27 protein-coding genes are annotated in these 24,065 nt (G+C 52.3%); 12 read left to right on the top strand and 15 right to left on the bottom strand.

Translation table 11 applies throughout. The annotated features are described in order from the left end of the window. Positions 1-2 precede the first annotated feature (2 nt). A complete protein-coding gene (locus D8682_RS13185; protein WP_064540706.1) occupies positions 3-869 on the top strand; it encodes an L-ribulose-5-phosphate 3-epimerase in 867 nt (288 codons plus the stop codon). Further along, positions 856-1,542, top strand: coding sequence for an L-ribulose-5-phosphate 4-epimerase (locus D8682_RS13180; protein WP_121814461.1), 687 nt, complete (start codon positions 856-858; stop codon positions 1,540-1,542). The genes D8682_RS13185 and D8682_RS13180 overlap by 14 nt, the downstream gene beginning before the upstream one ends. A gap of 244 nt (positions 1,543-1,786) precedes the next feature. Here the strand turns inward: D8682_RS13180 and yjfY are convergent, their stop codons facing one another. Further along, positions 1,787-2,062, bottom strand: a complete 276-nt coding sequence (gene yjfY / locus D8682_RS13175; protein WP_064540699.1) for a DUF1471 family protein YjfY — start codon at positions 2,060-2,062, stop codon at positions 1,787-1,789. A 398-nt stretch (positions 2,063-2,460) separates the two neighbouring features. On the opposite strand from yjfY, the gene rpsF reads away from it, so the two are divergent. The 4 genes from rpsF to rplI are packed head-to-tail and all read left to right on the top strand — an operon-like array spanning position 2,461 to position 3,904. Continuing rightward, positions 2,461-2,856, top strand: coding sequence for a 30S ribosomal protein S6 (rpsF, locus tag D8682_RS13170; RefSeq protein ID WP_034492828.1), 396 nt, complete (start codon positions 2,461-2,463; stop codon positions 2,854-2,856). Between the two features lie 6 nt (positions 2,857-2,862). After that, complete coding sequence (gene priB / locus D8682_RS13165) at positions 2,863-3,180, top strand: primosomal replication protein N (protein WP_064540696.1); 318 nt, start codon at positions 2,863-2,865, stop codon at positions 3,178-3,180. Between the two features lie 4 nt (positions 3,181-3,184). Further along, positions 3,185-3,412: a 30S ribosomal protein S18 gene (gene rpsR, locus D8682_RS13160; RefSeq protein ID WP_002210155.1), complete on the top strand. Its 228-nt coding sequence runs from the start codon at positions 3,185-3,187 to the stop codon at positions 3,410-3,412. 39 nt (positions 3,413-3,451) lie between these two features. Next, on the top strand, positions 3,452-3,904 hold the full coding sequence (rplI, locus tag D8682_RS13155) for a 50S ribosomal protein L9 (protein WP_064515713.1): 453 nt from the start codon (positions 3,452-3,454) through the stop codon (positions 3,902-3,904). A 79-nt stretch (positions 3,905-3,983) separates the two neighbouring features. Here the strand turns inward: rplI and D8682_RS13150 are convergent, their stop codons facing one another. Continuing rightward, the gene (locus tag D8682_RS13150) at positions 3,984-4,577 is read right to left on the bottom strand and encodes an OapA family protein (RefSeq protein ID WP_121815703.1); all 594 of its coding nucleotides are present in this window, start codon (positions 4,575-4,577) and stop codon (positions 3,984-3,986) included. Positions 4,578-4,835: 258 nt separating this feature from the next. Between D8682_RS13150 and fklB the strand changes: the two genes are divergently transcribed. Together fklB and cycA are read left to right on the top strand one after the other, a co-directional pair. Continuing rightward, a complete protein-coding gene (gene fklB, locus D8682_RS13145; RefSeq protein ID WP_064540691.1) occupies positions 4,836-5,456 on the top strand; it encodes an FKBP-type peptidyl-prolyl cis-trans isomerase in 621 nt (206 codons plus the stop codon). A 289-nt stretch (positions 5,457-5,745) separates the two neighbouring features. Continuing rightward, positions 5,746-7,158: a D-serine/D-alanine/glycine transporter gene (cycA, locus tag D8682_RS13140; RefSeq protein ID WP_064540688.1), complete on the top strand. Its 1,413-nt coding sequence runs from the start codon at positions 5,746-5,748 to the stop codon at positions 7,156-7,158. An 80-nt stretch (positions 7,159-7,238) separates the two neighbouring features. Here the strand turns inward: cycA and ytfE are convergent, their stop codons facing one another. From ytfE to D8682_RS13120, 4 genes are all read right to left on the bottom strand, one after another. Beyond that, complete coding sequence (gene ytfE, locus D8682_RS13135) at positions 7,239-7,901, bottom strand: iron-sulfur cluster repair protein YtfE (RefSeq protein ID WP_121814460.1); 663 nt, start codon at positions 7,899-7,901, stop codon at positions 7,239-7,241. A gap of 84 nt (positions 7,902-7,985) precedes the next feature. Beyond that, positions 7,986-8,960, bottom strand: a complete 975-nt coding sequence (locus D8682_RS13130) for a DMT family transporter (protein ID WP_064540682.1) — start codon at positions 8,958-8,960, stop codon at positions 7,986-7,988. A gap of 78 nt (positions 8,961-9,038) precedes the next feature. After that, entirely contained in the window at positions 9,039-9,863 is an 825-nt protein-coding gene (locus tag D8682_RS13125; RefSeq protein WP_064540679.1) for an AraC family transcriptional regulator, read from the bottom strand. A 63-nt stretch (positions 9,864-9,926) separates the two neighbouring features. Then, complete coding sequence (locus D8682_RS13120; RefSeq protein ID WP_121814459.1) at positions 9,927-10,775, bottom strand: SDR family oxidoreductase; 849 nt, start codon at positions 10,773-10,775, stop codon at positions 9,927-9,929. Positions 10,776-10,866: 91 nt separating this feature from the next. On the opposite strand from D8682_RS13120, the gene D8682_RS13115 reads away from it, so the two are divergent. Then, positions 10,867-11,262 carry a helix-turn-helix domain-containing protein gene (locus D8682_RS13115; RefSeq protein WP_064540672.1) on the top strand — a complete coding sequence of 132 codons (396 nt, stop codon included), beginning with the start codon at positions 10,867-10,869 and terminating at the stop codon, positions 11,260-11,262. Positions 11,263-11,266: 4 nt separating this feature from the next. Here D8682_RS13115 and D8682_RS13110 read toward each other — a convergent pair whose 3' ends face one another. Next, on the bottom strand, positions 11,267-13,198 hold the full coding sequence (locus D8682_RS13110; RefSeq protein ID WP_121814458.1) for a bifunctional 2',3'-cyclic-nucleotide 2'-phosphodiesterase/3'-nucleotidase: 1,932 nt from the start codon (positions 13,196-13,198) through the stop codon (positions 11,267-11,269). A gap of 313 nt (positions 13,199-13,511) precedes the next feature. Here D8682_RS13110 and cysQ point away from each other — a divergent pair, with 313 nt between their 5' ends. Further along, on the top strand, positions 13,512-14,252 hold the full coding sequence (gene cysQ / locus D8682_RS13105; RefSeq protein ID WP_121814457.1) for a 3'(2'),5'-bisphosphate nucleotidase CysQ: 741 nt from the start codon (positions 13,512-13,514) through the stop codon (positions 14,250-14,252). Positions 14,253-14,256: 4 nt separating this feature from the next. On the opposite strand, the gene D8682_RS13100 is transcribed toward cysQ, so the two are convergent. After that, the gene (locus D8682_RS13100; RefSeq protein WP_064540663.1) at positions 14,257-14,814 is read right to left on the bottom strand and encodes a YtfJ family protein; all 558 of its coding nucleotides are present in this window, start codon (positions 14,812-14,814) and stop codon (positions 14,257-14,259) included. A gap of 338 nt (positions 14,815-15,152) precedes the next feature. Between D8682_RS13100 and D8682_RS13095 the strand changes: the two genes are divergently transcribed. Beyond that, on the top strand, positions 15,153-15,359 hold the full coding sequence (locus D8682_RS13095) for a DUF1107 domain-containing protein (RefSeq protein WP_121266826.1): 207 nt from the start codon (positions 15,153-15,155) through the stop codon (positions 15,357-15,359). 62 nt (positions 15,360-15,421) lie between these two features. Here D8682_RS13095 and D8682_RS13090 read toward each other — a convergent pair whose 3' ends face one another. Together D8682_RS13090 and D8682_RS13085 are read right to left on the bottom strand one after the other, a co-directional pair. Then, a complete protein-coding gene (locus D8682_RS13090; protein ID WP_064540660.1) occupies positions 15,422-16,759 on the bottom strand; it encodes a hemolysin family protein in 1,338 nt (445 codons plus the stop codon). A 242-nt stretch (positions 16,760-17,001) separates the two neighbouring features. After that, positions 17,002-17,181: a hypothetical protein gene (locus tag D8682_RS13085; protein ID WP_121814456.1), complete on the bottom strand. Its 180-nt coding sequence runs from the start codon at positions 17,179-17,181 to the stop codon at positions 17,002-17,004. A gap of 130 nt (positions 17,182-17,311) precedes the next feature. Here D8682_RS13085 and D8682_RS13080 point away from each other — a divergent pair, with 130 nt between their 5' ends. After that, on the top strand, positions 17,312-17,668 hold the full coding sequence (locus D8682_RS13080; RefSeq protein WP_121814455.1) for a hypothetical protein: 357 nt from the start codon (positions 17,312-17,314) through the stop codon (positions 17,666-17,668). A gap of 118 nt (positions 17,669-17,786) precedes the next feature. On the opposite strand, the gene D8682_RS13075 is transcribed toward D8682_RS13080, so the two are convergent. From D8682_RS13075 to hflK, 5 genes are all read right to left on the bottom strand, one after another. Beyond that, positions 17,787-18,053, bottom strand: coding sequence for a type II toxin-antitoxin system ParD family antitoxin (locus D8682_RS13075; RefSeq protein WP_121814454.1), 267 nt, complete (start codon positions 18,051-18,053; stop codon positions 17,787-17,789). A 64-nt stretch (positions 18,054-18,117) separates the two neighbouring features. Next, positions 18,118-20,016 (bottom strand): cation-translocating P-type ATPase, encoded by a 1,899-nt coding sequence (locus D8682_RS13070; RefSeq protein WP_121814453.1) that lies wholly within the window; start codon positions 20,014-20,016, stop codon positions 18,118-18,120. Beyond that, on the bottom strand, positions 20,013-21,053 hold the full coding sequence (locus tag D8682_RS13065; RefSeq protein WP_121814452.1) for an SPFH domain-containing protein: 1,041 nt from the start codon (positions 21,051-21,053) through the stop codon (positions 20,013-20,015). The genes D8682_RS13070 and D8682_RS13065 overlap by 4 nt, the downstream gene beginning before the upstream one ends. Beyond that, on the bottom strand, positions 21,046-22,023 hold the full coding sequence (gene hflC, locus D8682_RS13060) for a protease modulator HflC (RefSeq protein ID WP_202914391.1): 978 nt from the start codon (positions 22,021-22,023) through the stop codon (positions 21,046-21,048). The genes D8682_RS13065 and hflC overlap by 8 nt, the downstream gene beginning before the upstream one ends. Continuing rightward, positions 22,020-23,987, bottom strand: a complete 1,968-nt coding sequence (hflK, locus tag D8682_RS13055) for a protease modulator HflK (RefSeq protein WP_121814451.1) — start codon at positions 23,985-23,987, stop codon at positions 22,020-22,022. Before hflK ends, hflC begins: the two co-directional genes overlap by 4 nt. Positions 23,988-24,065: the final 78 nt, after the last annotated feature.

Below are 24,065 nucleotides of genomic sequence, written 5' to 3'. Positions count from 1 at the left end.
TCATGTTACATAAGCAAGTTCCGCTAGGTATCTACGAAAAAGCGCTCCCTGCAGGGGAGTGCTGGCTCGAAAGATTGCAGCTTGCCGCCAGCCTGGCGTTCGATTTTGTCGAAATGTCAGTTGATGAAACCGATGAGCGCCTGGCGCGTCTGGACTGGAGCCGCGAGCAGAGAATAGCGCTGGTTCAGGCTGTAGCACAAACCGGCGTTCGCGTGCCTTCGATGTGCTTGAGTGCGCATCGCCGTTACCCGCTAGGAAGCGAAGACGACGCGGTGCGTAATCAGGGGCTGGAGATAATGCGCAAAGCCATTAAGTTTGCGCAGGATGTGGGTATCCGCGTCATCCAACTGGCTGGGTACGATGTTTATTACCAGCAAGCTAACGATGAAACTCGCCGTCGCTTTCGTGAAGGTTTGACTCTGGCAGTCGAAATGGCGAGCCGTGCGCAAGTCACGTTGGCGATGGAAATCATGGACTACCCGCTGATGAATTCCATCAGCAAAGCGATGGGGTATGCACATTACCTGAATAACCCGTGGTTCCAGCTTTACCCGGACATCGGGAATTTATCCGCCTGGGATAACGACGTTCAGATGGAACTCGAAGCAGGGCGCGGACATATCGTGGCAGTACATGTAAAAGACACGCGTCCGGGGGTATTCAAAAATGTTCCCTTCGGCAGTGGGGTAGTGGAGTTTGAGCGCTGTTTTGAAACATTAAAACGCAGTGGCTACCGTGGCCCATATTTAATTGAAATGTGGAGTGAGACTGCGGCGGATCCGATTGCCGAAGTCATTGCCGCTCGCGATTGGGTATTGGCGCGAATGGCGGCGGCTGGGTTGCAGGAGGCCGGCGATGCAGCAGCTTAAACAACAGGTATTTGAAGCAAACATGGCATTACCGCGCCATGGTCTGGTGACGTTTACCTGGGGAAACGTCAGCGGGATAGACCGTGAACGGCAATACATTGCCATCAAGCCTAGTGGTGTAGCGTATGAACAAATGTCTGCGGACGATATGGTCATCGTGGATTTGAACGGTACGGTCATTGAAGGGAAGTATCGACCATCTTCGGACACTGCTACCCATCTGGCGCTTTATAAAAAGTACGCCGAACTCGGCGGCGTAGTGCATACCCATTCCACTCACGCAACCGCATGGGCGGAGGCTGGGCTCAGTATTCCGGCTCTCGGCACCACACACGCTGATTACTTTTTGGGTGATATCCCCTGCTCTCGTCCGTTGACCTGCGATGAAGTGCAAGGCGAATACGAGCTAAACACCGGCAATGTCATCATTGAAACGCTGGGCAGTGGTAATCCTTTGCACACGCCTGGTGTCGTGGTCTATCAGCACGGCCCATTTACGTGGGGAAAAAGCATTGAAGACGCCGTTCATAATGCAGTGGTCATGGAAGAAGTCGCGCGAATGGCATGGATTGCACAGGGTATAAACCCGCAGTTAAAACCAATCGACAGCTATTTGATGGACAAGCATTTTCAGCGCAAACACGGCGCAAATGCTTATTACGGACAGCGTTAGTTGAGCATTATTAGGTATTACGCGAGCTCATTCGAAATACAGCTAGGTGGCAAGAGAGCGAATCCCCGGGAGCTTACTAAAGTAAGTGACCGGAGTGAGTGAACGCAGCCAACACCCCTGTATTTTGAATGAGAAAGCGTAATAAAAAGGCCCCCGCAAGCGGGGGCAAGTCAAACGTTGGCTTTCTATGTCGTTGTGGTATTCCTGGTGTTAACGCGTTACTTCATTACCTCATTGCATTCTATTACCGATAGATATCAGCGCTGATACGCATATTGCCGTTGCTATCTGGCTCTCTCATCAATATCGGGTGAAAGTACTTTGCTCCGTGCTGATCCGTGTCGCCATTAATCGCGACTTCGGCCTCTTGTTCGGTAGCAAAATTATGATTGATGTAAATCACCCCTAAGCTCATCACATCATCCATATTTTTTGCCTGATGGTTGTCTATTTTGATAGCGGCTGTCGCATTCACGCAAAGCAAAAGTGCAGCGACAAAGGCTAATGCGATAGTTTTCATATTCCGCTCCACTATACCCATAGCCCAGCGTTCTGAAGCAGCCAGGGTATACAACTTAGTGTGTTAGATGCGGTCGTCGCTCCTGTTAATAAATAGTGGCGGCCTATGACAGTAAGTGTAACTCCATCATGTTGAATAAAAAGCGACCATTTCTGATGGTGTTGGTCAAAAATTTAAAGTGATCTACGTCAAAGTTATAGATTTCACTGAGTTAGTACGCAGTTTAAATTTTAGCCTTCATGCAAAAGAATTAATTTCTGTATTGCCTTGAGTTTAGCGGGCTGCACTTGTATGATTACGCGTCAATTTTTTCAGCCGCCTTTATAAACACGTTCCTTGCTTCCATGGGCCGCGGCTGACCCTGACAGGAGGCTGAATAATCCGTAAGGAGCAATTCGATGCGTCATTACGAAATCGTTTTTATGGTCCATCCTGACCAGAGCGAACAGGTTCCGGGTATGATCGAACGTTACACTGGTGCAATCACTGCAGCAGAAGGTACGATCCACCGTCTGGAAGACTGGGGCCGCCGTCAACTGGCTTACCCGATCAACAAACTGCACAAAGCACACTACGTTCTGCTGAACGTTGAAGCTCCGCAGGAAGTGATCGATGAGCTGGAAACTAACTTCCGCTTCAACGACGCCGTTATCCGTAGCATGGTTATGCGTACTAAGCACGCTGTAACCGAAGCTTCACCAATGGTTAAAGCTAAAGACGAACGTCGTGATCGTCGCGATGACTTCGCTAGCGAAACTGCTGATGATGCAGATGCTGGGGATTCTGAAGAGTAATTTCCAATGACGGCCAACCGCCTGGTATTGTCTGGCACAGTGTGCAAGACGCCCCTTCGCAAGGTTAGCCCGTCAGGAATTCCTCATTGCCAGTTCGTGCTTGAGCACCGTTCTGTGCAAAAGGAAGCCGGTTTAGATCGGCAGGCGTGGTGCCGTATGCCAGTTATTATTAGCGGGCACGCACACTCAGCCATTACTCAAAGTATAACGGTCGGCACGGTACTCACAGTTCATGGTTTCATTAGTTGCCATCAGGCAAAAAATGGGCTGAACAAAGTGGTATTGCATGCCGAGCAGATTGAATTGATAGATTCTGGAGACTAGCCTAATGGCACGTTATTTCCGTCGTCGCAAGTTCTGCCGTTTCACCGCGGAAGGCGTTGTAGAGATTGATTATAAAGATATCGCTACACTGAAAAACTACATCACTGAAAGTGGTAAAATTGTCCCGAGCCGTATTACCGGTACTCGTGCAAAATACCAGCGTCAGTTGGCTCGCTGCATCAAGCGCGCTCGTTACCTTTCTTTGTTGCCATATACTGATCGTCATCAGTAATCGGCCACTGTCCATTAATGACTTTGAGAGGATAAGGTAATGCAAGTTATTCTGCTTGATAAAGTAGCAAACCTGGGTAGCCTGGGTGATCAGGTTAACGTTAAAGCGGGTTATGCTCGTAACTTCCTGGTACCACAGGGCAAAGCTGTTCCTGCTACCAAGAAAAACGTTGAATTCTTCGAAGCACGCCGTGCAGAACTGGAAGCTAAATTAGCTGACGTTCTGGCTGCTGCTGAAGCTCGCGCTGCGAAGATCAACGCACTCGAAACTGTTACTATCGCGTCTAAAGCTGGCGACGAAGGTAAACTGTTCGGTTCCATCGGTACCCGTGACATCGCTGACGCTGTAACTGCAGCTGGCGTTGAAGTGGCTAAGAGCGAAGTTCGTTTACCGAACGGCGTTCTGCGTACCGCTGGTGAGCACGAAGTGGACTTCCAGGTTCACAGCGAAGTATTCGCTAAACTGATCGTAAACGTTGTTGCTGAAGCGTAATTTTCGCTGATTCACACGTAAAGACGCCGGCCTTGTGCCGGCGTTTTGCATTTCTGTATCCGCTAAATCAAATCAGCTGTTAACGAGCACGCTCAAAGCTGCCATCCGGCTGGCGTGTAAACAGCACTTGCTGATCGTTACCAATATCAATTGTCAGCCCTGTCACCACGCCACTGGCATTCTGGCGAATCTGCACCATCTGCCCGGTTTGCAAAGTACTCAGCGGTTTATTGTTGCCCTCTACCTGCGCCATTGAATAAACATCAGCGGGCGGTAAATTATGATCGCGGAACAGCTGCGCCATGGTTTGCCCGGACTCTACACGGTATGAACGCCATTGCTGCTCTATATCATTATTGGCTTGTGGGGTTGGCGCTTGTGGCTGTTCCTCAACGCGAGAAGGTTCGACAGGCGTCGCTGGTTCAGTATTGGCTGGTGGGTTGACTAAGTGGGCACGAATTGGGAATTGTGATTCAATGGAGAGCTGCGCATCGCGGGTGACCGGACGGACTGTCTCATCAGGCATTGGCCACAGAAATCCTGTCACGACGACCAGTGTCGCAATAATAATGCCGCGGCGATGCAAGGCCGGCAGTGGGTCCATCAGCCGGATGTTATCGGGTGCGTGCCAAATCCGCGCAAGCCAGGGTTTAATAGCGAATCGCATCAGCAACACTCCTCATATACACAATGTGCTCTGTCATTATCCCTTCCATTATAGAACGCTAACTATTTGATGCATTGCACAATCCAGGTTTATGTGACGTTCTACTCGTCATCTAACTCGCTATTGCCACTGATATTTAGCATTCATTCAAACCATTGTTCCTGTTTCGTCTGCATTTGTCACCTTTGCCGCTTTTGCATTTTACCCAATAGATTGACGCTGCTATGCTGCTGGCCTGCTTTTAAATACATTAAAGGAAAACCCATGACGACCCCTTCTTTTGACAGCGTCGAAGCGCAAGCAAGTTACGGTATTGGTTTACAGGTAGGTCAACAACTCAGTGAATCTGGTCTGCAAGGCCTGCTGCCAGAAGCGCTGGTAGCGGGTTTGCGTGATGCTCTGGAAGGGAATGCTCCGGCAGTTCCAGTTGACGTTGTTCATCGTGCACTGCGTGAAGTCCACGAGCGTGCTGATGCTGTTCGCCAGGAACGCCAGAAAGAAATGGCTGTTGAAGGTCAGAAATACCTGGAAGAAAACATCTCCAAAGAAGGCGTGAGCAGCACTGAATCTGGCCTGCAATTCCGCGTTCTGACTCAAGGCACTGGTCCAATCCCAGCGCGTAAAGATCACGTTCGTGTGCATTATACCGGCAAACTGGTTGATGGCACCGTGTTTGACAGCTCCGTACAACGTGGTGAGCCTGCTGAGTTCCCGGTAAGCGGCGTTATCGCAGGCTGGATTGAAGCGCTGACTCTGATGCCTGTTGGCTCAAAGTGGGAACTGACTATTCCTCATAACCTGGCTTATGGTGAGCGTGGCGCTGGCGCGTCCATTCCTCCGTACAGCACCCTGGTTTTTGAAGTTGAACTGCTGGAAATTCTGTAAGCGTTCAAATAACCCTGCTTCGGCGGGGTTTTCACTTACCTGAATATTAGTTCGCATTATTTTATTCTGGTTTTACTTCTGCATAAGGTGCTTTTGTGATGCAATTCTCGCTATTAGGGTGATTATGTACACAAAAACAACATAAAATTAACAATATTGTTTTTTTCAGATATTCACCCCATCAATTCTTCCCTATTATTGTCGCTGCCTTGCAGTGCAACATTTCGGTAACATCACCTTTCAAAGGCCAGTAGAGCCTGAACACAACAGACAGACAGGAACATACAACATGGTAGATCAGATAAAAGTAGCTGACGTAGCTGAAGCTCCGTCCGAACAGTCGCTACGGCGCAACTTAACTAACCGTCACATCCAACTTATCGCCATCGGCGGTGCCATCGGCACAGGTTTATTCATGGGCTCGGGTAAAACCATCAGCCTTGCTGGCCCATCGATAATTTTTGTTTATATGATCATCGGATTTATGGTGTTCTTCGTCATGCGCGCCATGGGCGAATTGCTGCTATCAAATCTTGAATACAAGTCGTTTAGTGATTTCGCCGCAGACTTGTTAGGCCCATGGGCAGGCTACTTCACCGGCTGGACATACTGGTTTTGTTGGGTAGTCACCGGTATGGCAGACGTCGTGGCCATTACGTCCTATGCGCAATTCTGGTTCCCTGGATTATCGGATTGGGTTGCGTCAGTGGCTGTCATCCTGATACTGCTGAGCCTGAACCTCGCCACCGTTAAAATGTTCGGTGAAATGGAGTTCTGGTTTGCGATGATCAAAATTGTCGCTATCGTTGGGCTGATTGTCCTTGGTGGGGTGATGATTTTAACCAATTTCCACTCTCCGTCTGGCGTCGAAGCATCCCTCAATAACCTGTGGAATGACGGTGGCTGGTTCCCTAAAGGGCTGAGCGGCTTCTTTGCCGGATTCCAGATTGCGGTGTTCGCGTTTGTAGGCGTTGAACTGGTAGGGACAACCGCTGCTGAAACCAAAGACCCAGAGAAATCACTGCCGCGTGCGATTAACTCGATTCCGGTGCGTATTATCGTGTTTTACGTCCTGGCGCTGATCGTGATTATGTCCGTGACACCATGGCGTTCTGTGGTCGCAGATAAAAGCCCGTTTGTTGAATTGTTTGTTCTGGTCGGCTTGCCAGCTGCGGCGAGCATCATCAACTTCGTGGTGCTGACTTCAGCAGCTTCTTCTGCCAACAGCGGCGTGTTCTCCACCAGCCGTATGTTATACGGCCTGGCACAAGATGGTGCAGCGCCGAAGGCTTTTGCGAAACTGTCTAAGCGCGCGGTTCCGGCGAAAGGTTTAACCTTCTCCTGCATCTGCTTGTTGGGTGGCGTGGTGATGCTTTATGTGAATCCGAACGTCATTACCGCTTTTACGATGATCACTACCGTTTCGGCGATTCTGTTCATGTTCGTCTGGACGATTATTCTGTGCTCGTACCTCGTGTACCGTAAACAGCGTCCGCATCTGCATGAGAAATCTATCTACAAAATGCCGCTCGGTAAGCTGATGTGCTGGGTATGTATGGCGTTCTTCGCGTTTGTGATTGTGCTGCTGACGCTGGAAACGGATACCCGCCAGGCCCTGATGGTGACGCCATTGTGGTTTGCGGTGTTAGGTGTGTGCTGGATGTTTATCGGCAAGAAGCGCATTGCGGCAATGCGTAAGTAATTTTTTAGCCCTCACCCTAACGGTATGGTTTTCCCCCTCTCCCTGAGGGAGATGGCCGGGGTGAGGGTTATCTTACTGATTTATTCCCCAGCTAACGCCCGTGGGAACAGCACATTATTCTCAAGACTAATGTGGTTCATTAAGTCATCAATCAATTCGTTAATCCCGTTATACATGGCTTTCCATGTGGTGCAGGCTTCTGGCGGTGGTGTCACATTATTGGTGGTATGTTTGATGACATCCAGCAATTCACCCGCTTCATCATGCTCGCTTTCCATCACGCTAATTGGGCCGTTCGCCTGTGAACCCATACCTTGTTTGATCATCGGGAACAGGATCTGTTCTTCTTTCATCATATGGCTGCTTAGTTCCTGATGCAGCATGGTGAGATATTTCGCCAGGCCTTTCGGTACATTCGGTTTATCTGCATGTACGCGCTCAACTTTTGTTGCCTGAAGAATCAGCTCTGGTAGTTGTTCGCGGTGACGGTCGTGGTAACGCACCAGAATATGGTCGATGATTTCGGCCAGCGGTGCCGCACGCCACTCTTTCTCAACTGGTTGTTCAGCAAGCGTTGCTAGTTCTGCTTCAATCGCATCAAGATCCAACTCTTTACGTGTTGCCGCACGTTCAAGTGTCTGCTTTCCACCGCAGCAGAAATCGAGATCCAATTTACGGAACAGCGCGGAAGCGCGTGGAATGGTTAAAGCCAGTTCACCTAAAGCCTGGTCGCGGAAAGCCATGAGCAAATACCTCGTTGTCGATAATATAAGATGCATGTTAAATACATCTTTATGTCGACGCTATGACTATTTCGAGGTAAGACGCTATTTATCCGTCGTCATAACCACTTCAGCGATTGTACTTTTCTGCGGTTTCGTCAACACGGCCAGCACCACGCCCGCAACCAAACAGACGATGCCCAGTAATGTCATCAACGGCGGCCAGCTGTGGCGCAGCATAAATGTGTAAGCCAGTCCCGCCAGGGTTTCAAAGACGATTAACGGGCCGACGATTACCGTCGGTAAGCGCTGGCTGGCAATGTTCCAGCACAGCGCGCCCAGCCACGAACAAAATAGTGCAATGGCTAACATCAACGTTAAAAAGACTTCCGGACGTGGACCAAAGGGCAGGGCAAAGTCGCTGTCGGTGCGAGACATCCACAAGCAAACCGCGATGTATCCGATAAATGAAAACGGCAATATAGAAAGCCCTTGCGCAGTCGCCCACATCAGCGGGTTTTTATCCGGATTCTCACGCAGCCAACGGGCATTTCGCAGCGCATACCACGCCCAGCAGGCGACAGAAATAAACGCCAGCCCTATGCCGCTGATATATCTCCACCAACTGAAATCGAGCTCGCCGGTGCGTAATTCGGCGGTATTCACCATTACCAGGCCCAGCGCGATAATCACCAGCGCAGGTGCCAGCCGGTGCCACGGGAGCTTGCCATCACGCTTGCTATAAAGCAGGTTGGCAAATACCGGAATAACGACCGGCAGCGTGCCGATAATCATGGTGGAAATGGGCGCCCCGGTGCGCTGAATCGCGCTGGCCAGGCAGACGTAATAAATCAGATTGCCGATGGTCGAAAGCTTGAGCGCGGTGAACCAGTCAGTGCGGGTCAACTGGCGCAGACGCTGGCGTCCAAACCAGGCCAACGGGAGCGCAATCAGCCCCAGCGCCAGATAGCGTCCGGTTGACTGCATTGCAGCAGGGTAATCAGGAACAATCAGTGGCCCCACGAAAATCAGCCCCCACATCAACCCAGCCAGCAGGGCGTACAACACACCAGTTAACATTTTCTTCATCCACTTAAATGCTTTGCATAGAGTGTAGGTGTGGACTGGAGGAAAATATTGTACCAGCTTGCGGTATTGCTAACGGGCGACCTGCTTTTGATAACGCACCGGCGTGATGCCATAACGCTGGGAAAAGGCGCGAGTCAGATGGGCCTGATCGGTGAGCCCGCTGGCAGCGGCAACTTGAGCGGCGGGCATCCCATTCGTCAGGAGTCGCTTGGCGTGCCACAGGCGAATCGCCATCAGCATCTGATGCGGCGTGGCGTGGAAATGGGCTTTGAACATGCGTTGAAAGTGATAAGGACTCAGAGAAACCACGGCGGCAAGCTCATCAAGCGTTACTGGGTGCATATAATTATCGTGCAGATAGTCCCGAATTTGCTCAAAACGATGCGCCGACTCTTGCCGCGTCATGGGTAAATGGTGAGCATAAGGCTTAAACGTATCGATAAGATTCAGCAACAATCCTTGCTGAGCCAGCGGATCGTTTTCGTTCCATAACCCGTTAATCAAGCGTGATACGTGGCTCGCCCGTAGCGGATCGCAAGTGACCACTTCATTAAATGACCAGTTACGCGAACCCGTCACCGCTTCGAGAATGTCCGGTTCGAGATAAATCATGCGGTACTGCCAGCCATCTTCGGTAGCCGCTTCACCAGTATGCAGTTCATCAGGGTTCATCAACACTAACGAATCCGTGGCGGCGACATGCTGCACACCGCGATAACGAAAACGCTCGGCCCCCATAGTCACAGTGCCAACACCAAAGGCTTCATGAGTGTGCGGTTCAAAGGCGTAACGAGAAATATGCGCGTGATAAAGCTCAACGCCGGGCAGCTGTGGCAGATGCCGGAATTGAGCGTGGTCTTTTTCATCACTGAACTGTTCAGGAACGCCTTGCACATTAATCTCCGTAAGGACACCCCGTAAGTATAGGGATGTCCTGGTTTAACGGAAAGTTAACAATTACAGCGCAGAACGCACGCTTTCGGCAAGTGAGGTGGTTGGGCGGCCAATCAACTGACTCAACTGGCGGCTATCCTCGAACAGGCCACCTTTCGATGCGCCAGCATCGGAGTTTGCCAGCATTGCGGCTAACCCTTCTGGCAGGCCAGCACCGAGCAAAGCCGCTTTAAAATCAGCTTCTGGCAGGTTTTGATACACCACGGTTGTGCCGCTTTGTTTCGTCAATTCTGCCGTCAGCTCAGATAGCGTCCAGCCGTGGTCGCCAGCCAGTTCGTAAACTTTGCCCGCCTGGTTGTCGAGGGTCATCACTTTTGCGGCGGCAGCCGCATAATCTGCACGTGTGGCCGAGGCGATTTTGCCTTCTCCGGCGCTGCCAATAAATGCACCATGTTGCAGTGCTGGCGGCACGCTGGCGAGGTAGTTTTCGGTGTACCAACCGTTGCGCAGCAGCACAAATGGAATGCCTGATTGTTTAAGCATTTCTTCGGTTGCGATGTGTTCATCTGCCAGACCGAGCGGTGAAGAATCGGCATGCAGCAGGCTGGTGTAAGCAATCAGTTTCACGCCCGCTTCTTTGGCGGCTTCAATCACGTTGTGGTGCTGAACCGCACGTTGACCGACTTCGCTTGAAGAGATCAGCAGCAGTTTTTCAACGCCACGCAGCGCTTGCACCAGCGCGGTTTTATCTTCATAACTGGCCGCACGAACCTGAACGCCACGCTCAGAAAATGCCTTAATTTTTGATGGGTTACGCACAATAGCAACCAGTTGGTCAGCAGCAACAGTTTTCAGTAATTCCTCAACAACGAGTTGGCCCAGTTGGCCGGAAGCTCCGGTAATCGCGATCATGATAAATCTCCTGTGGGGGTTCTGCTTAAGTTGTGCCACACTATCACCAGCACTAACTTTTAGTAAGTACGCACAAAAAGGTAAGTATGAAATGAGTGAGATTGAGAACCGCCCGTTGTCGTTAACCGAGCAAATGCGTGATGGCAATTTGTTCGCCGAACAATGCCCGTCGCGAGATGTGTTAAAGCACGTCACCAGCCGTTGGGGCGTGCTGATTCTGGTGGCCTTGCAGGGTGGTACACATCGCTTTAGCGACCTGCGCCGTAAAATGGGCGGGGTGAGTGAAAAAATGCTCGCGCAAACGCTGCAATGGCTGGAAGCCGACGGTTTCGTGAATCGCAAATCCTACCCGGTGGTACCGCCGCATGTGGAATACAGTTTGACGCCGTTGGGCTGTGAAGTGGCTGAGAAAGTGGCTGAACTGGCTGATTGGATCGAAGGGAATTTGCCAAGGGTAATGGCGTCCCGCAGTGAGCGGGACGCGTGAGTGATTACTTACTCAAATCCAACTGATAAATCGCAAAGCCGATTTCGTCGTTGCCAACGTTTTTCATCGGATACTGGCCTTTATCTTTGATAAAGGTGGTGGCTTTCTCCGTCGGTGAAGTTTCAAAGCGAATATCTAATTTCTGATTACTGTGGATTGGCGCAAGGCGCCAGTTGTTATCGGCAGCTGGGTGAATCTCTTTGCTCGCGGTAATCCAGTTCGCCAGCACCGAGCGGTTCTCATCCGGCGAGGCGAAAGCGATATGGCTATCACCGGTACCCGCAAACTTGCCGCCGTAAGCGCGATAGTTATTGGTTGCCACCAGGAAAGTCGCATTCGGGTCGATTGGCTTGCCTTTGAACGTCAGCCCTCTAATACGCTCGGCCTTCGGGTTCACCATCTGGCATTCGCCGTCGTAACGCGCCGGTTGCGACACATCAATCTGGTAATCCACGCCGTCGATAACATCAAAGTTATAGGTGCGGAAACCATCCCAGTTGATCAGCGACTGCGGTTTGCTGCTGTTCACATCAATCTGATTAAACTGCCCAGCGGAACACTCCAGCCATTCCTTCACCTCTTTGCCGGTGGCTTTTACTACCACCAGCGTGTTCGGGTAAAGATACAAATCGGCGGCATTACGGAAGGTGAGCTGGCCTTTTTCCACTTCAACAAAACTGGCTGGGTCATTCTTACGCCCGCCGACTTTGAACGGTGCCGCAGCAGACAGCACCGGCAAATTCGCCAGATCCGGGTCGCCCTGAATGTATTTTTCAACGTAGGCGAGCTGCGCGTTATTGACCACTTGCACCGTCGGGTCATCCTGAACCAATGCCAGATAGCTGTACATATTGTCGGAGGATTTGCCGATTGGCTTGCTGACAAACTCGCGCGTGGCGTCGTGATCGTGTTTCATCACTTCCACCAGTTTGGCGTCTTCTGGCACCAGCGCTTTCTTCGCTACGCTGTCGTAGATTGGGCGTGCTTCTGCCTTGCTGCTGGTGACCTTCCACGAGCCGCTATCGTTGTTCAGCACCAAATCAACCACGCCAAGATGGTCGCCCCACATTCCCGGCATCACCGCCGGAATACCGTTCAGCGTGCCTTTATCAAGATCAACACCTTTGATATTGGCAAAATCTTTGCCAGGGAAAACAGCATGAGCGTGGCCAAACAGAATGGTATCTACACCCGGAACTTCGCTGAGGTAATAAACGGAATTTTCAGCCATCACATGATATGGGTCGCTGGACAAGCCGGAGTGGGCGATAACCACCACTAAATCCGCGCCGTTTTTACGCATCTCAGGCACATACTGGCGGGCGGTTTCGGTAATATCTTTAACCGTCACTTTGCCTTCCAGATTGGTTTTATCCCACGTCATAATTTGTGGCGGCACAAAACCGATATAGCCAATGCGTAATGTCTGCTCTTTGCCGTCTTTATCTTTCACTACCGTTTCTTTGATGACGTAAGGCGTGAACAGCGGCTTATTGGTTTTGGCATCAATGATGTTGGCATTCACATAGGGGAATTTCGCCCCAGATAACGCCATCTGCAGGTAATTCAGCCCATAGTTAAATTCGTGGTTGCCGAGGTTGCCGACGGCGTAATCCAGCGTATTCAGCGCTTTATAAACCGGGTGAATGTCGCCTTTTTTCAGACCTTTGGCCGCCATGTAATCACCAAGCGGGCTACCCTGAATCAGATCTCCGTTATCCACCAGTACGCTGTTTAGCGTCTCACTACGGGCGGCATTGATTAAGCTTGCTGTCCGCACCAGCCCGAATTTCTCTGTCGGGGTGTCTTTGTAGTAATCGAAATCCATCATATTGCTATGCAGGTCGGAGGTTTCCAGGATTCGCAGGTCAACGGTTGCGGCGTTAACGCTGGTGGCAATCAGCATGGCAAGGATCGTTGCGCTAAACTTAATCATGTTAAAGGTCCTTTTTTAAAGCTAGTTCACAGAAGGCTATGTATATAAACGTTGTTGCTTACAATTTTGTGAAGTGTGCCAGAAATCAGAATCGTTAAACCGGAATTGCTTCACAGATGGCGCAACCCGACGCGATGAGATATATACCCGACATACTTCAAATTGCCTCATTGTTGGCTGCGTGAACGCGCCCGAATCACTTACTGATGTAAGCTCATCGGCACTTGTTCTCTTGCCGCCTCGATGCAATTTGAATTATTTAGGGTATAAGTAAAACAACAGGTTATTTGTGTGACACAACATGAGGTGGAGAATGTTAGATAAAATTTGCCAACTGGCTCGGGAGGCTGGAGTTGCCATCATGCAGGTTTATGAGGGGCAAAAGCCGCTGGAGGCGACCCATAAATCCGATGACTCACCCGTGACGGCAGCTGACATTGCGGCTCACACCATTATCCTGAAGGGGCTGCAAGCGCTTACGCCAGAGATTCCGGTACTTTCTGAAGAAGATCCGCAGACCTGGGAAACGCGCCAGCACTGGCAGCGTTATTGGCTGGTGGACCCGCTGGACGGCACCAAAGAGTTCCTGAAACGTAACGGCGAATTCACCGTCAATATCGCGCTTATCGAAAACGGCAAAGCCGTGTTGGGCGTGGTGTTTGCGCCAGTTCTGAACGTGATGTATAGCGCGGCAGAAGGCAAAGCCTGGAAGGAAGAAAATGGCGTGCGTAGCCAAATCCATGTGCGCGATGCCCGCCCGCCGCTGGTGGTGATCAGCCGTTCCCATGGCGACGACGAACTGAAAGAATATCTTCATCAGTTGGGTGAACACCAGACGACATCTATTGGTTCATCACTGAAGTTTTGCCTGGTGGCAGAAGGGCAGGCGCAGCTTTATCCGCGTTTTGGGCCAACCAATATCTGGGATACCGCAGCAGGCCATGCGGTTGCGGCAGCGGCTGGTGCACACGTTCATGACTGGCAGGGTAAGTCGCTCGACTACACCCCGCGCGAGTCATTCTTAAACCCTGGTTTCCGGGTCTCGATTTACTAAGCAGCTATTTACTCAGCAGTTCTCGCAGCAGGCTTATCACCTGCTGCACTTCTTCCTGAGTCAGTGCGCCATCTTTGGCGAACTGAACACGGCCCTGTTTATCCAGCACCACAATCGCTGAACTGCCGGTTTCGAGCTGCCATGATTTTTGCGCCACGCCGTTGCTGTCGACGATAAATTGCGACCACGGATACTGTGTCTTGTTGCTCTCCAGGCTGCTGCGCACAAACATCCCGGTGCCAATAATCGCGTCATCGGTGTTCACAATCGTGGTGGTTTGATAGCGGTCATGCGGGAATTTAGCCGCTTTAATTGCTTCAACGACACCGGCATTTTTCTCTTTCGCACTGGTGCGCCCGGCAATAAGTTGCAGCGTTCGCACTTTCCCCACCAGCTGCGCGCTATTCCAGCTTTTGTAGCTAAACTTATCATTATCGAGCATCAACTCACCTTTATCCGTAATGCCAATCGGTGAGACACGCTGATTTTTCTCGAAATTATGTGCCGATGCTGCAAGAGGTAACAGCAACAGGGCAAGCGCAAGGGTTGTGCGTAGGGACATGATGACTCCTTATCTTATTATTGGCGAAAGATTGCAGGTGATCCGACCACTCGTCGTGACGTTTTAAGCATATGTGCTGAATAGCTTTCTGTCCCGCAACAACAATGCCAGTTTGCGGGGTGCCGCACATATCCCTGTAATTCGAAGGCTTAAGCTTAGATTTGTTTACATTTGCAAAGATTATTCTGAGAAATTGTAATCATACGGTAAATAAGATTGTGCAAACTAGGTGTCGGTTTGTATATGGACTATAGTTTCCAGGCACCAAATTTTCCGCCTCGTTTTGTCGGGCCAAATGTGGAACCGCAGGGGCGTTAACACTGCAGGAGAGAAGAAGAATGAAAATTTTCCAACGGTACAACCCGCTTCAGGTGGCGAAGTACGTGAAAATCCTGTTTCGTGGACGGTTGTACATCAAGGACGTTGGCGCTTTTGAATTTGATAAGGGCAAGATTCTTATCCCAAAAGTGAAAGATAAGCAGCATCTATCTGTTATGTCAGAGGTAAACCGCCAGGTTTTGCGTATGCAGGCGGAGATGGCTTGAAGCCATAAGTAGTACCAAAAACGGCACCCGAGGGTGCCGTTAGTGTTTCTGGATTTTGAGAATTAAGCTGCGTTCTGTTCTTCACCATCCGCCGGTTTTGGCGTCAACGGCGTTGGTTTATTATCGATACGTGTCACCAGCAACTGGTCGATGCGGTAGTTATCAATATCCACCACCTCGAATTTGTAGCCAGAAAACTTCACTGAATCAGTACGCTTCGGGATTTTACGCAGCATAAACATCATGAAGCCGCCAATGGTTTCATAGTTGCCAGACTGCGGGAACTCATCGATATCCAGCACGCGCATCACGTCATCAATCGGTGTGCCGCCTTCAACCAGCCAGGAGTTTTCATCACGAGCAACAATTTGCTCCTCCATGCCCTGGCCAACCAGGTCGCCCATCAGTGTGGTCATCACGTCGTTCAGCGTAATGATACCCACCACCAGCGCGTACTCGTTCATGATAACTGCAAAGTCTTCACCCGCAGCTTTGAAGCTTTCCAGTGCTTCGGACAGCGTCAATGTATCGGGAACAATCAGCGTATTACGCAGATGCACGCCACTGTTGAGCGCAAGGCTTTGGTTGCCCAATACGCGGTTCAGCAACTCTTTTGAATCAACATAGCCGACGATATGGTCGATATCGCCATTACACACCAGGAACTTGGAGTGAGGATGCTCGGCGATTTTATTCTTCAGACTCTGCTCGTCGGTATGCAAATCAAACCAGATGATATTTTCGCGCGACGTCATGGATGACGGCACGGTACGCGATTCCAGCTCGAACACGTTCTCAATCAACTCATGCTCTTGCTTACGCAACACTCCCGCCAATGCACCCGCTTCAAAAACGGCATACACATCATCGGAGGTGATGTCGTCATTGCGCACCATCGGCAGTTTGAAAATGCGGAAAATGACGTTGGCCAGGCCGTTGAAGAACCACACCAGCGGACGGAAGATAAACAGACAGAAGCGCATCGGGTTGATGATTCGCAAAGCAACAGATTCAGGCGAAATCATACCGATGCGTTTCGGAGTGAGGTCTGCAAACAAAATGAACAGGCTGGTGACCAGCGTGAAGGAAAGAATAAAGCTCAATTGGTCAGCCATTTCTGGCGAGAAAAAACGCTCCAGAAGGACTTTAAAAGCCGGGGAAAATGCTGCGTCACCGACGATACCGCCGAGAATGGCTACCGCGTTCAGGCCAATCTGCACCACGGTAAAGAACATGCCAGGGCTTTCCTGCATTTTCAGTACGCGTTGTGCGTTCAAGTTGCCCTCATCAGCCAGCAGCTTGAGTTTGATTTTGCGGGATGCAGCCAGTGAGATTTCCGAAATAGAGAAGAACGCACTGACGGAGATAAGAAGAAGTATTAATAAAATACTGTTTAACATAGTTTATCCGGCTTAGAGCCAGAGCCTCGGAAGGAAAGTTGAAAATCTAAGGGTTAGTACATTTTGACTGCCAGTCCGTGGAGGTTGGGCCAGCAATTTCAACGGGTAGTATAGCGTAAGGGTGTGTGAGGCTGCCAGAGGACAAAAACCGCTTTCGTAGGGGGGGTAAGCGCAGCGCCCCCGCCGGAACCGGCGCAAATGGTGGATGACGCTAGTCGCTTATCCACCCTACAACTGATAGATCAGTGATCAGCTTTGATACCCTTTGACTGCAATTCTTTCCTGATGATGCGCTTAATCCAGGCTGAAACAGAAGCATCCCCATCAAGCTTCAATGCTTTTTGAATCCCTTCTTCGAGAGATGGCTCAACACGCAATGCGATCTGTTTATTTCCTTTCTTTTTAAATTCTATGATTGACATGTGTCTGACACCAATTTAAAGTGATTTTGTCATGCAAGTGTATGACATGAGTCATACAAAAACAACGAAGCCCAGCAGTGCGCTAACACTAACCGGGCCTCTAACCACAACCATTACTTAGGATAATGCTATGGCTGACGCTAATAGTAACACAGCAGCACAATCAACCGACCACACGTTTCCACACCTTGCCGATACGGATGTTCTTTATTCCGATATGGCAAACGCGATATCCGCAGTGAATCTCGATTCTTTAACCAGCGAAGAAGCTCTGGATCTTGCCAGCCAATGCGAAGAGAGCATTGCAGGGCTTTGCCACACGCAGCGCTTTATCGGTAAATCATTCGTTACCTTTGCGGATAGCAATGTGGTGGAGTTTTCACAAGAAACACTTTGCCAGGTGGGGCACGGGATTGCGGCGATTAGCTCACTGATTCCTGTGCTGCATGGCCTTGAACGCAAGGCGGATGCTTGTTGCCTGGAGTGACCCAATAAAGATTGCTGATACAGGTCACATAACCTCTTTCGTAGGGCGGGCAAGCGTAGCGCCCCCGCCAGAACCGGTGCAAATGGTGGATGACGCTAGTCGCTTATCCACCCTACAACTACGATTTATCCTCATTTGATTTCACCTTTTCTTTCATCCGTTTTAGAAAAGTATCCTGTTCCCAGATTTGTGGAGCTCCGCTGCTGATGCCTTCAGCAAGCAGGTCGCGCAACTGCTGTAATCTGGACTCCGCCTGTTTTTCCCGCAGCAGCCGCAAGGCATCCCGCAAGACTTCACTTTGCGTTCGGTAATCCCCTGAATCGACTAATGAATCAATAAAATCACGCAGTTCTTCACCGAGATCGACCGTTACTGTTCGTGCCATCAAAATCTCTCCATGTAAGACTTGTTCTTACAAATAGTATAAATTTTGCCAACGCCAATTTCCATCACCCGCTCAATTTTTCTTCAAACCTTAATATCCGCCCGGCATTGCCCAGCACCAGCAACGTACTCATATTATGCAGAATGGCGGCAATCACCGCGCCGGATGCGCCGAGCCAGCCGAAAGCGGCGGCGGCAACAATCACCACTGTCCAGCCCAGGCCAATCAGCACGTTCACTTGCAGCGTGCGGCGGCACAGGCGGCTTAAGCGCACGCAGGTTCCCAGGCGGCGTAAGTCACCGCCAATCAACACGATATCGGCGGATGCCATAGCGATATCCGAGCCGCCAGCGCCCATCGCCACGCCGACGACGCCCGCTTTGAGTGCCAGTGAATCGTTGATGCCATCACCGACCACCATGGGCCGGAAGCCGTTGTCGATTTGCGTGCTGACTTGTTGCAGTTTATCGGCGGGCAGCGCTCCGGCGATCACGTCATTGATGCCGACCTTTTTGGCGATGCGTTCTGCCACAGCCTGGCGGTCGCCGGTCAGTAATAATTGCTGATTCAAGCCCAGTTCACGCAGCTCGGTCATCGCGCTGGCCGCTTCGTCACGTAGGCTGTCTGCCAGTAAAATCCAGCCACGGAAGCGGCCTGCCAGCACCAGCCCGACAATCGGCCCATCGTGTGGCGGTTCTTCGGGTAAATCATCCAACTGCGTTTTTAAAAGCTCATGCCTGCCGAGAAATGCTTCGCCCGCACTTGTCGTCGCTGATACGCCTAATCCTTGATGTTCATAAACATTTTCAAGCTGCGGCCATGCGCTTTGCGGGGCGATATTCACCAGCGCGCGGCTGACCGGATGGTTGCTGGTTGCGCCAAGACTTGCCGCCAGGGAAGAGATAATTTCCGGTGATTCTCCTGCTTGCGGGCGTAACTCATGAAGTTGCAGTTTGCCGTGCGTCAGCGTGCCGGTTTTATCGATGATCACCGCGTTCAGTTCGGCGAGTTCTTCGAGGAAGGCCGCACCACGGATTAAAATACCGTGGCGTGCTGCGACGGTAAGCCCAGCAATGGAGGTCGCGGGCGCGGAAAGCACCAGCGCACACGGGCAAGCGGCAACTAACACCGCTAACATCGCCTGAGCGTTTTGCGTCAAAAACCAGGTGCTGGCAGCGATTAACAACACCAGCAGCAGATAACGCGCCGCGTGGCGTTCAAGCAAACGGGTAATTGGCGGGCTGGCTTGCTCGGCACTTTGCATCAGGGCAATCACGCGCCCAAGCGTTGAGGTTTCTCCGGTGCGCGTGACTTCGATACGCAACCGCCCGTCGAGATTTATCGCACCGCCATACACCTCCATGCCCGGTGTCACTTCCAGCGGCACCGATTCACCGGTAATCGGCGCGGTATCGAGGCTCGCCTGGCCTTCCAGCACGCGTCCGTCGGCAGGCAAGCGGTCGCCCGCGCGCACTTCTACAATATCGCCCGCCACCAGTTGATGGTTATCGACGTCATGCAAATGCCCCTCGGCATCAAAACGTCGCGCCCGGCTGCGCGTCAGTTTACTCAGTGATTCAATCGCTTCCTGCGAGCCAATTACGCTGCGCTCCTCAAGAATATGGCCGACGATCATAATCAGCGGTAACAGTGCGGCGGTGAGTAAATCTCCGGTTGCCCACGAACCGATCAGCGCGAGTGCTACCAGCTGATCGGTGATGCCGTGCAAGCTCGGGTAACGCAGGCTGTAAAAGGCGTGGCGCAAGACGGGGATGGCGACCATTAACGAGGCGCAGCCTAATAAAATGTCGGCTACGGCGATTTGCTCCGGTGCCATCCAGCGCCACAGCAAACCCAAAATGAGCGTGCCGCTGGCGACCAGCGCGAGGATTAACTGGCGGGTGATTTGTCGTTGTTCTTGATGCGACAGCGCGCTGCCGGGGTTCACTGAATGAGTTGTCATGGTTTAGACGGTTCCTTTTTCCCAGCCGCTTGCAGGATCAAATTGGCATCATCCTGGGGGGATACGGTGACCACCGATTCGGCCTGCGCCAGAATCGCCGCAATGCGTTCGCGGTACACTCGCGCTAACAAATCCGGATCGTTATGGCTACCGGCCAGGCGGTTGACCATCGCGGTGTCAGACTGCGCTTTCGCCACTTTTTCTTGTGCCTGTGCTTGTGCGGTTTGGCGTAGCTGGTCGGCAAGCTGTGTCGATTTCTGGCGTATTAACGAAGCGTCGGTATTTGCGTTGGCAATCGCTTGTGACGCTTGCTGGCTGGCGGTTAATACCGCGTTGAAGGCGGTGACGGTGGTTTCCGGCAAAGTTGATTGCACGGTTACGCGCTCAAGCGTAATACCAAGTGGGCTGCCCGCCAGCGCCAGGCGTTGCAGATTCTGTTCGATATTGTGCTGCACATCGGCACGCAGGCGTTCGCGCTGTTGGGCGACATTCGAATCGCCGCTGACCATTTCTGGCCGCGCCACCAGAATTGTATCCAAATCCCGCGAGGCACAAACGGCAATGGCTGCGCGCTGTACCAGGCGGTCGAGTGCTGGCATCACATGCTCGCCCTGCAAGACATAAGCCATTGGTGTGACCACACGATAAAACACGCTGATATCCAGTTGCACCACGCCCGCATCGCCGGTTAACAAGTAACCGGAACCCGCCAGCGCATCGCTGCTGTCATCGCCGCGCTGCGCATCGGCTGAGCGTAACAGTGCGGTCACGTGATGTTCGATAACGCGGTCGGGCGCAGGAACCATCACCACATCGTCAATCGGCTTCGGCCAGGTTAACAACAAACCCGCTTCATCCACGCGCTGCTGTGCGCCAAAGTGCAGCACCACCGCGCGGCTGTCGGCGGGGATTTGGCGGATGTTCGAGAACAACCACGACGCCGCAGCCAGCAACGTCAGCGCATACAGCGCATAAAAGGCAAGGCGTATGGATTGCGTCCACGGGCCAGCGGGTTTATTAACCTGATGCTCACTCATGGGTTTTATCCAGTTTCGGCCCTTCAACTAACAGGTGGAACGGCGCGGCATCGGTGCGTAACACCAGGCGAGTGCTGGAATTCACCACGCCACTGAGCGCATCAAGCTGGCGCAACAGGCTGTAAAGCTGAGGCGAGCTGGCATACGCCTTGCCATAAATTTCAGCGGCTTGCACCTGAGACTGCGCTTCAATATCTGCCGCCTGAACCTGCGCCTGAGCTTCAACAATGCGAGCATCCCGTTCTGCTGCCGAGCGGATTTCTGCGGCAGCGCGTTTGCCTTCGGCGGTGCGCTCGGTGGCAATGGTTTCGCGTTCGGCACGCATCCGGTCGACCGTGGCGTTCAGCGTGACCGCCGGTAATGTCAGGCGTTCAGTGCCAACTTGCACTAAACGGATGCCGTAACTTTCGAGCAGCGGCTGGCTGATTTGCGCCTGCAAATGGCTTTCAAACTGGTTCAGTTGCACTTGCTGGCTATCGGTATTGACCAGCTGCGCGAGGCTAAAACCGCTGGCGGTGGTTTCCAGCGCTGAACCTAAATAAGCGCGGATTTGCCGTGCCGCTTCATCGGGCTGGTTTTGCACCGCGCGCATAAAGCGCTGCACATGTTGCGGCGTGTTATCAACCTGCCAGACCGCATAAGACTGCACGATGATCCGCAACCCGTCACGCGTACCAACATCCTGTAGCCCGCTCGATGTGGTACGCAGCCGTAAATCCACAGCGGTCGCCATCTCAAACGGTGCGGGTAAGCGCCACGCCAGCCCAGGGTTGAGCAGCACGCGCACCGGGTTACCGAAGCGAGTAATGATCAGCGATTCGCCAGAGCGCACCTGCACCAGGCTTGCCGCCGCGACCAGCAAAGCAACCAGCAATCCCGCACCCGCAATACGCTTCCAGGCTTTGGTTTTGGGTGCATCGGAGTGATGGCTGTGATGGCAACCGCAACCATGATGATGTGAATGGCTCAACGGGAAGACTCCTGTGTCGGTTTGGATGGCGCGTCGCGCCGTGCTGCATCGTTCAATGAAGGAAACTCGCGCAGGTCGATAGTCGGTGGCGAGCCCGCGCCAATGCGCTGGTCGATAATTAACAGCGGGCTGTGGCCGAGCGTCTGGTGCAGCTGGCTGTACCATAATTCATCGACAAACACCTGGCCCGACTGCGCCACCGCCTGTTTTTGGGCGGCGAAACGCACCGCTGTGGCCTGTGCTTTGCTGGTCACATCGCTGGCATTCATCTGTGCCTGATTATGGCGGGTGGTCGCGGTGGTTTGTGCGCTGGCCGCCAGTTCCGCCGCGTGCCCGCGTTCACGGGAAATCAGCGCCTGGGCAGAAATTTGTGCCGCCTGTACGCCATGAAAAGCATCCGCTGCACCAGCGGGCGGGTGAATGGCTTCGACCACGGTCGATAACAGTTCGACGCCGGACTGCAGGCTATCGAGTTTTTGCTGCACCGCGCGGTTAATCTGGCTGGCTAAGGCGATGCGTTGCTCAGCCAATAACTGCTCAAGCGTCTGAGAGGAAAACTGATGCACCAGCACCTGGTTGGCAGCGCTGCGAATCAGTTCTGGCAGATTGGCACTGTTGTAAGTGGCTGCCAGCGCCGCGTTGTCGGTCAGGCCGATGCGCCACATAAAACGCACATCGCTATTAATGATTTGCAGGCTCTGCTGGCTACCACTTTGGCTGGCAATAATCTGTGCTTTATCAAAATTATGCACCGCGTCCCACAGGCGATCGGCACTTTGCGGTGCTTCACCTTCGGCGCTGGTCAATGGTTCCGCGGTGGTGCCGGGTTCTTCACCTGTGGCTAACTCGTGCACCTGGCCATTTTCCGTCAACACCACTTGCCCGAACGGCCACGGCAGCCCGTAATGCAGGCCGGATGACAACACTTTTACCGGCTTACCAAAGCGTTCATAAATCCCACGCTGCGTGGCAGAAATTTGCTGCAAGCCGGTCAGCAACCAGCCGCAAATCAGCATCACCGTCAGCACCGGTAAAAAAGCCCGCCGCAACACGGTAAACGCCCACAGCTGGCGCAAATCTATCCCAAAGTGTTGATGCAGCTCGCGCTGTAAAAAAAGCAGCGGGCGAGGCGGCCAAACGAGCTGCGCGGCCAGTTGGCTTTTGGCGAGGAAATCCGGTTCGCTATCTGCTTCTTTTGGCGGAGTAAACAGGGAAAACAGGCCGCGCAGCAGGAACTCAAGCGCGACCAGAATCACCAGCATGGCAGGGAGATCGACCAGTAACGGGAGGTTAGCCGCCGGGAAAATTAGCGCGATCAGGGTGAGACATTGCACCGCCAGAGCCAGGCGTAATAGCGGCGCAATAAATTTTGCTTCCGGCCAGGCTTCATCGACGGTGGCCGCCAGATGGCGTTCAGCCACCAGCGTGGTAAACATCGCCGTGGTAATTATCCCAACCGCCACCCAGCGCAAGTTGCCTTCATCCAGCGCCAGGTATTGCGTGGCAAAATCCACTTGCGCGACAAACAACACAAACAGCGCCATCGAAGCGAGCCAAATGCCATCGCTCTTAAGCAACGCATTGATACGGCTGAAATTGACAGGAATCAGTTCCCCAAGCCGCTGGTAAATGGTCGGCGGGGGAGCGGGTTCGGTTTGTGCTTCAGGTTCTGGCACGGGGGCGAACTTCCCGGCGCGCCACTGGCAAATCCGCTGCGCATTAAATAAAGAGATCGCCAGCAAAATCAGGGCTGCGGCATTGCTGCTTAATAGCACCGGCCAGCGGGAAGATGACTCGAACATACTGACAACCAGCGCCACTAAAATCATCAGGAAGATCGCGGCGCTTAATCCGCCGACCAGTCTGCCGGTCAGCCTGGCTTGCGCGGGGGCGAGAGAGTCACGCGCCTGGGAGCTAAACGGCGAGCGTTTGGTGGGTTCAGTCATTTGGGAGGGCTGTGTCATTGAGGTTTATTGTTACCATATAACATATCACGGCCAGCAATTATTCGTAAACGGAACGCGGGTAACGGTTTGTACAGT

Source organism: Buttiauxella sp. 3AFRM03 (genome assembly GCF_003675305.1).
GTDB lineage: Bacteria > Pseudomonadota > Gammaproteobacteria > Enterobacterales > Enterobacteriaceae > Buttiauxella > Buttiauxella ferragutiae.
The sequence above is the reverse complement of the archived record's forward strand: the minus strand, read 5'-3'. Positions and strand labels throughout refer to the sequence as shown.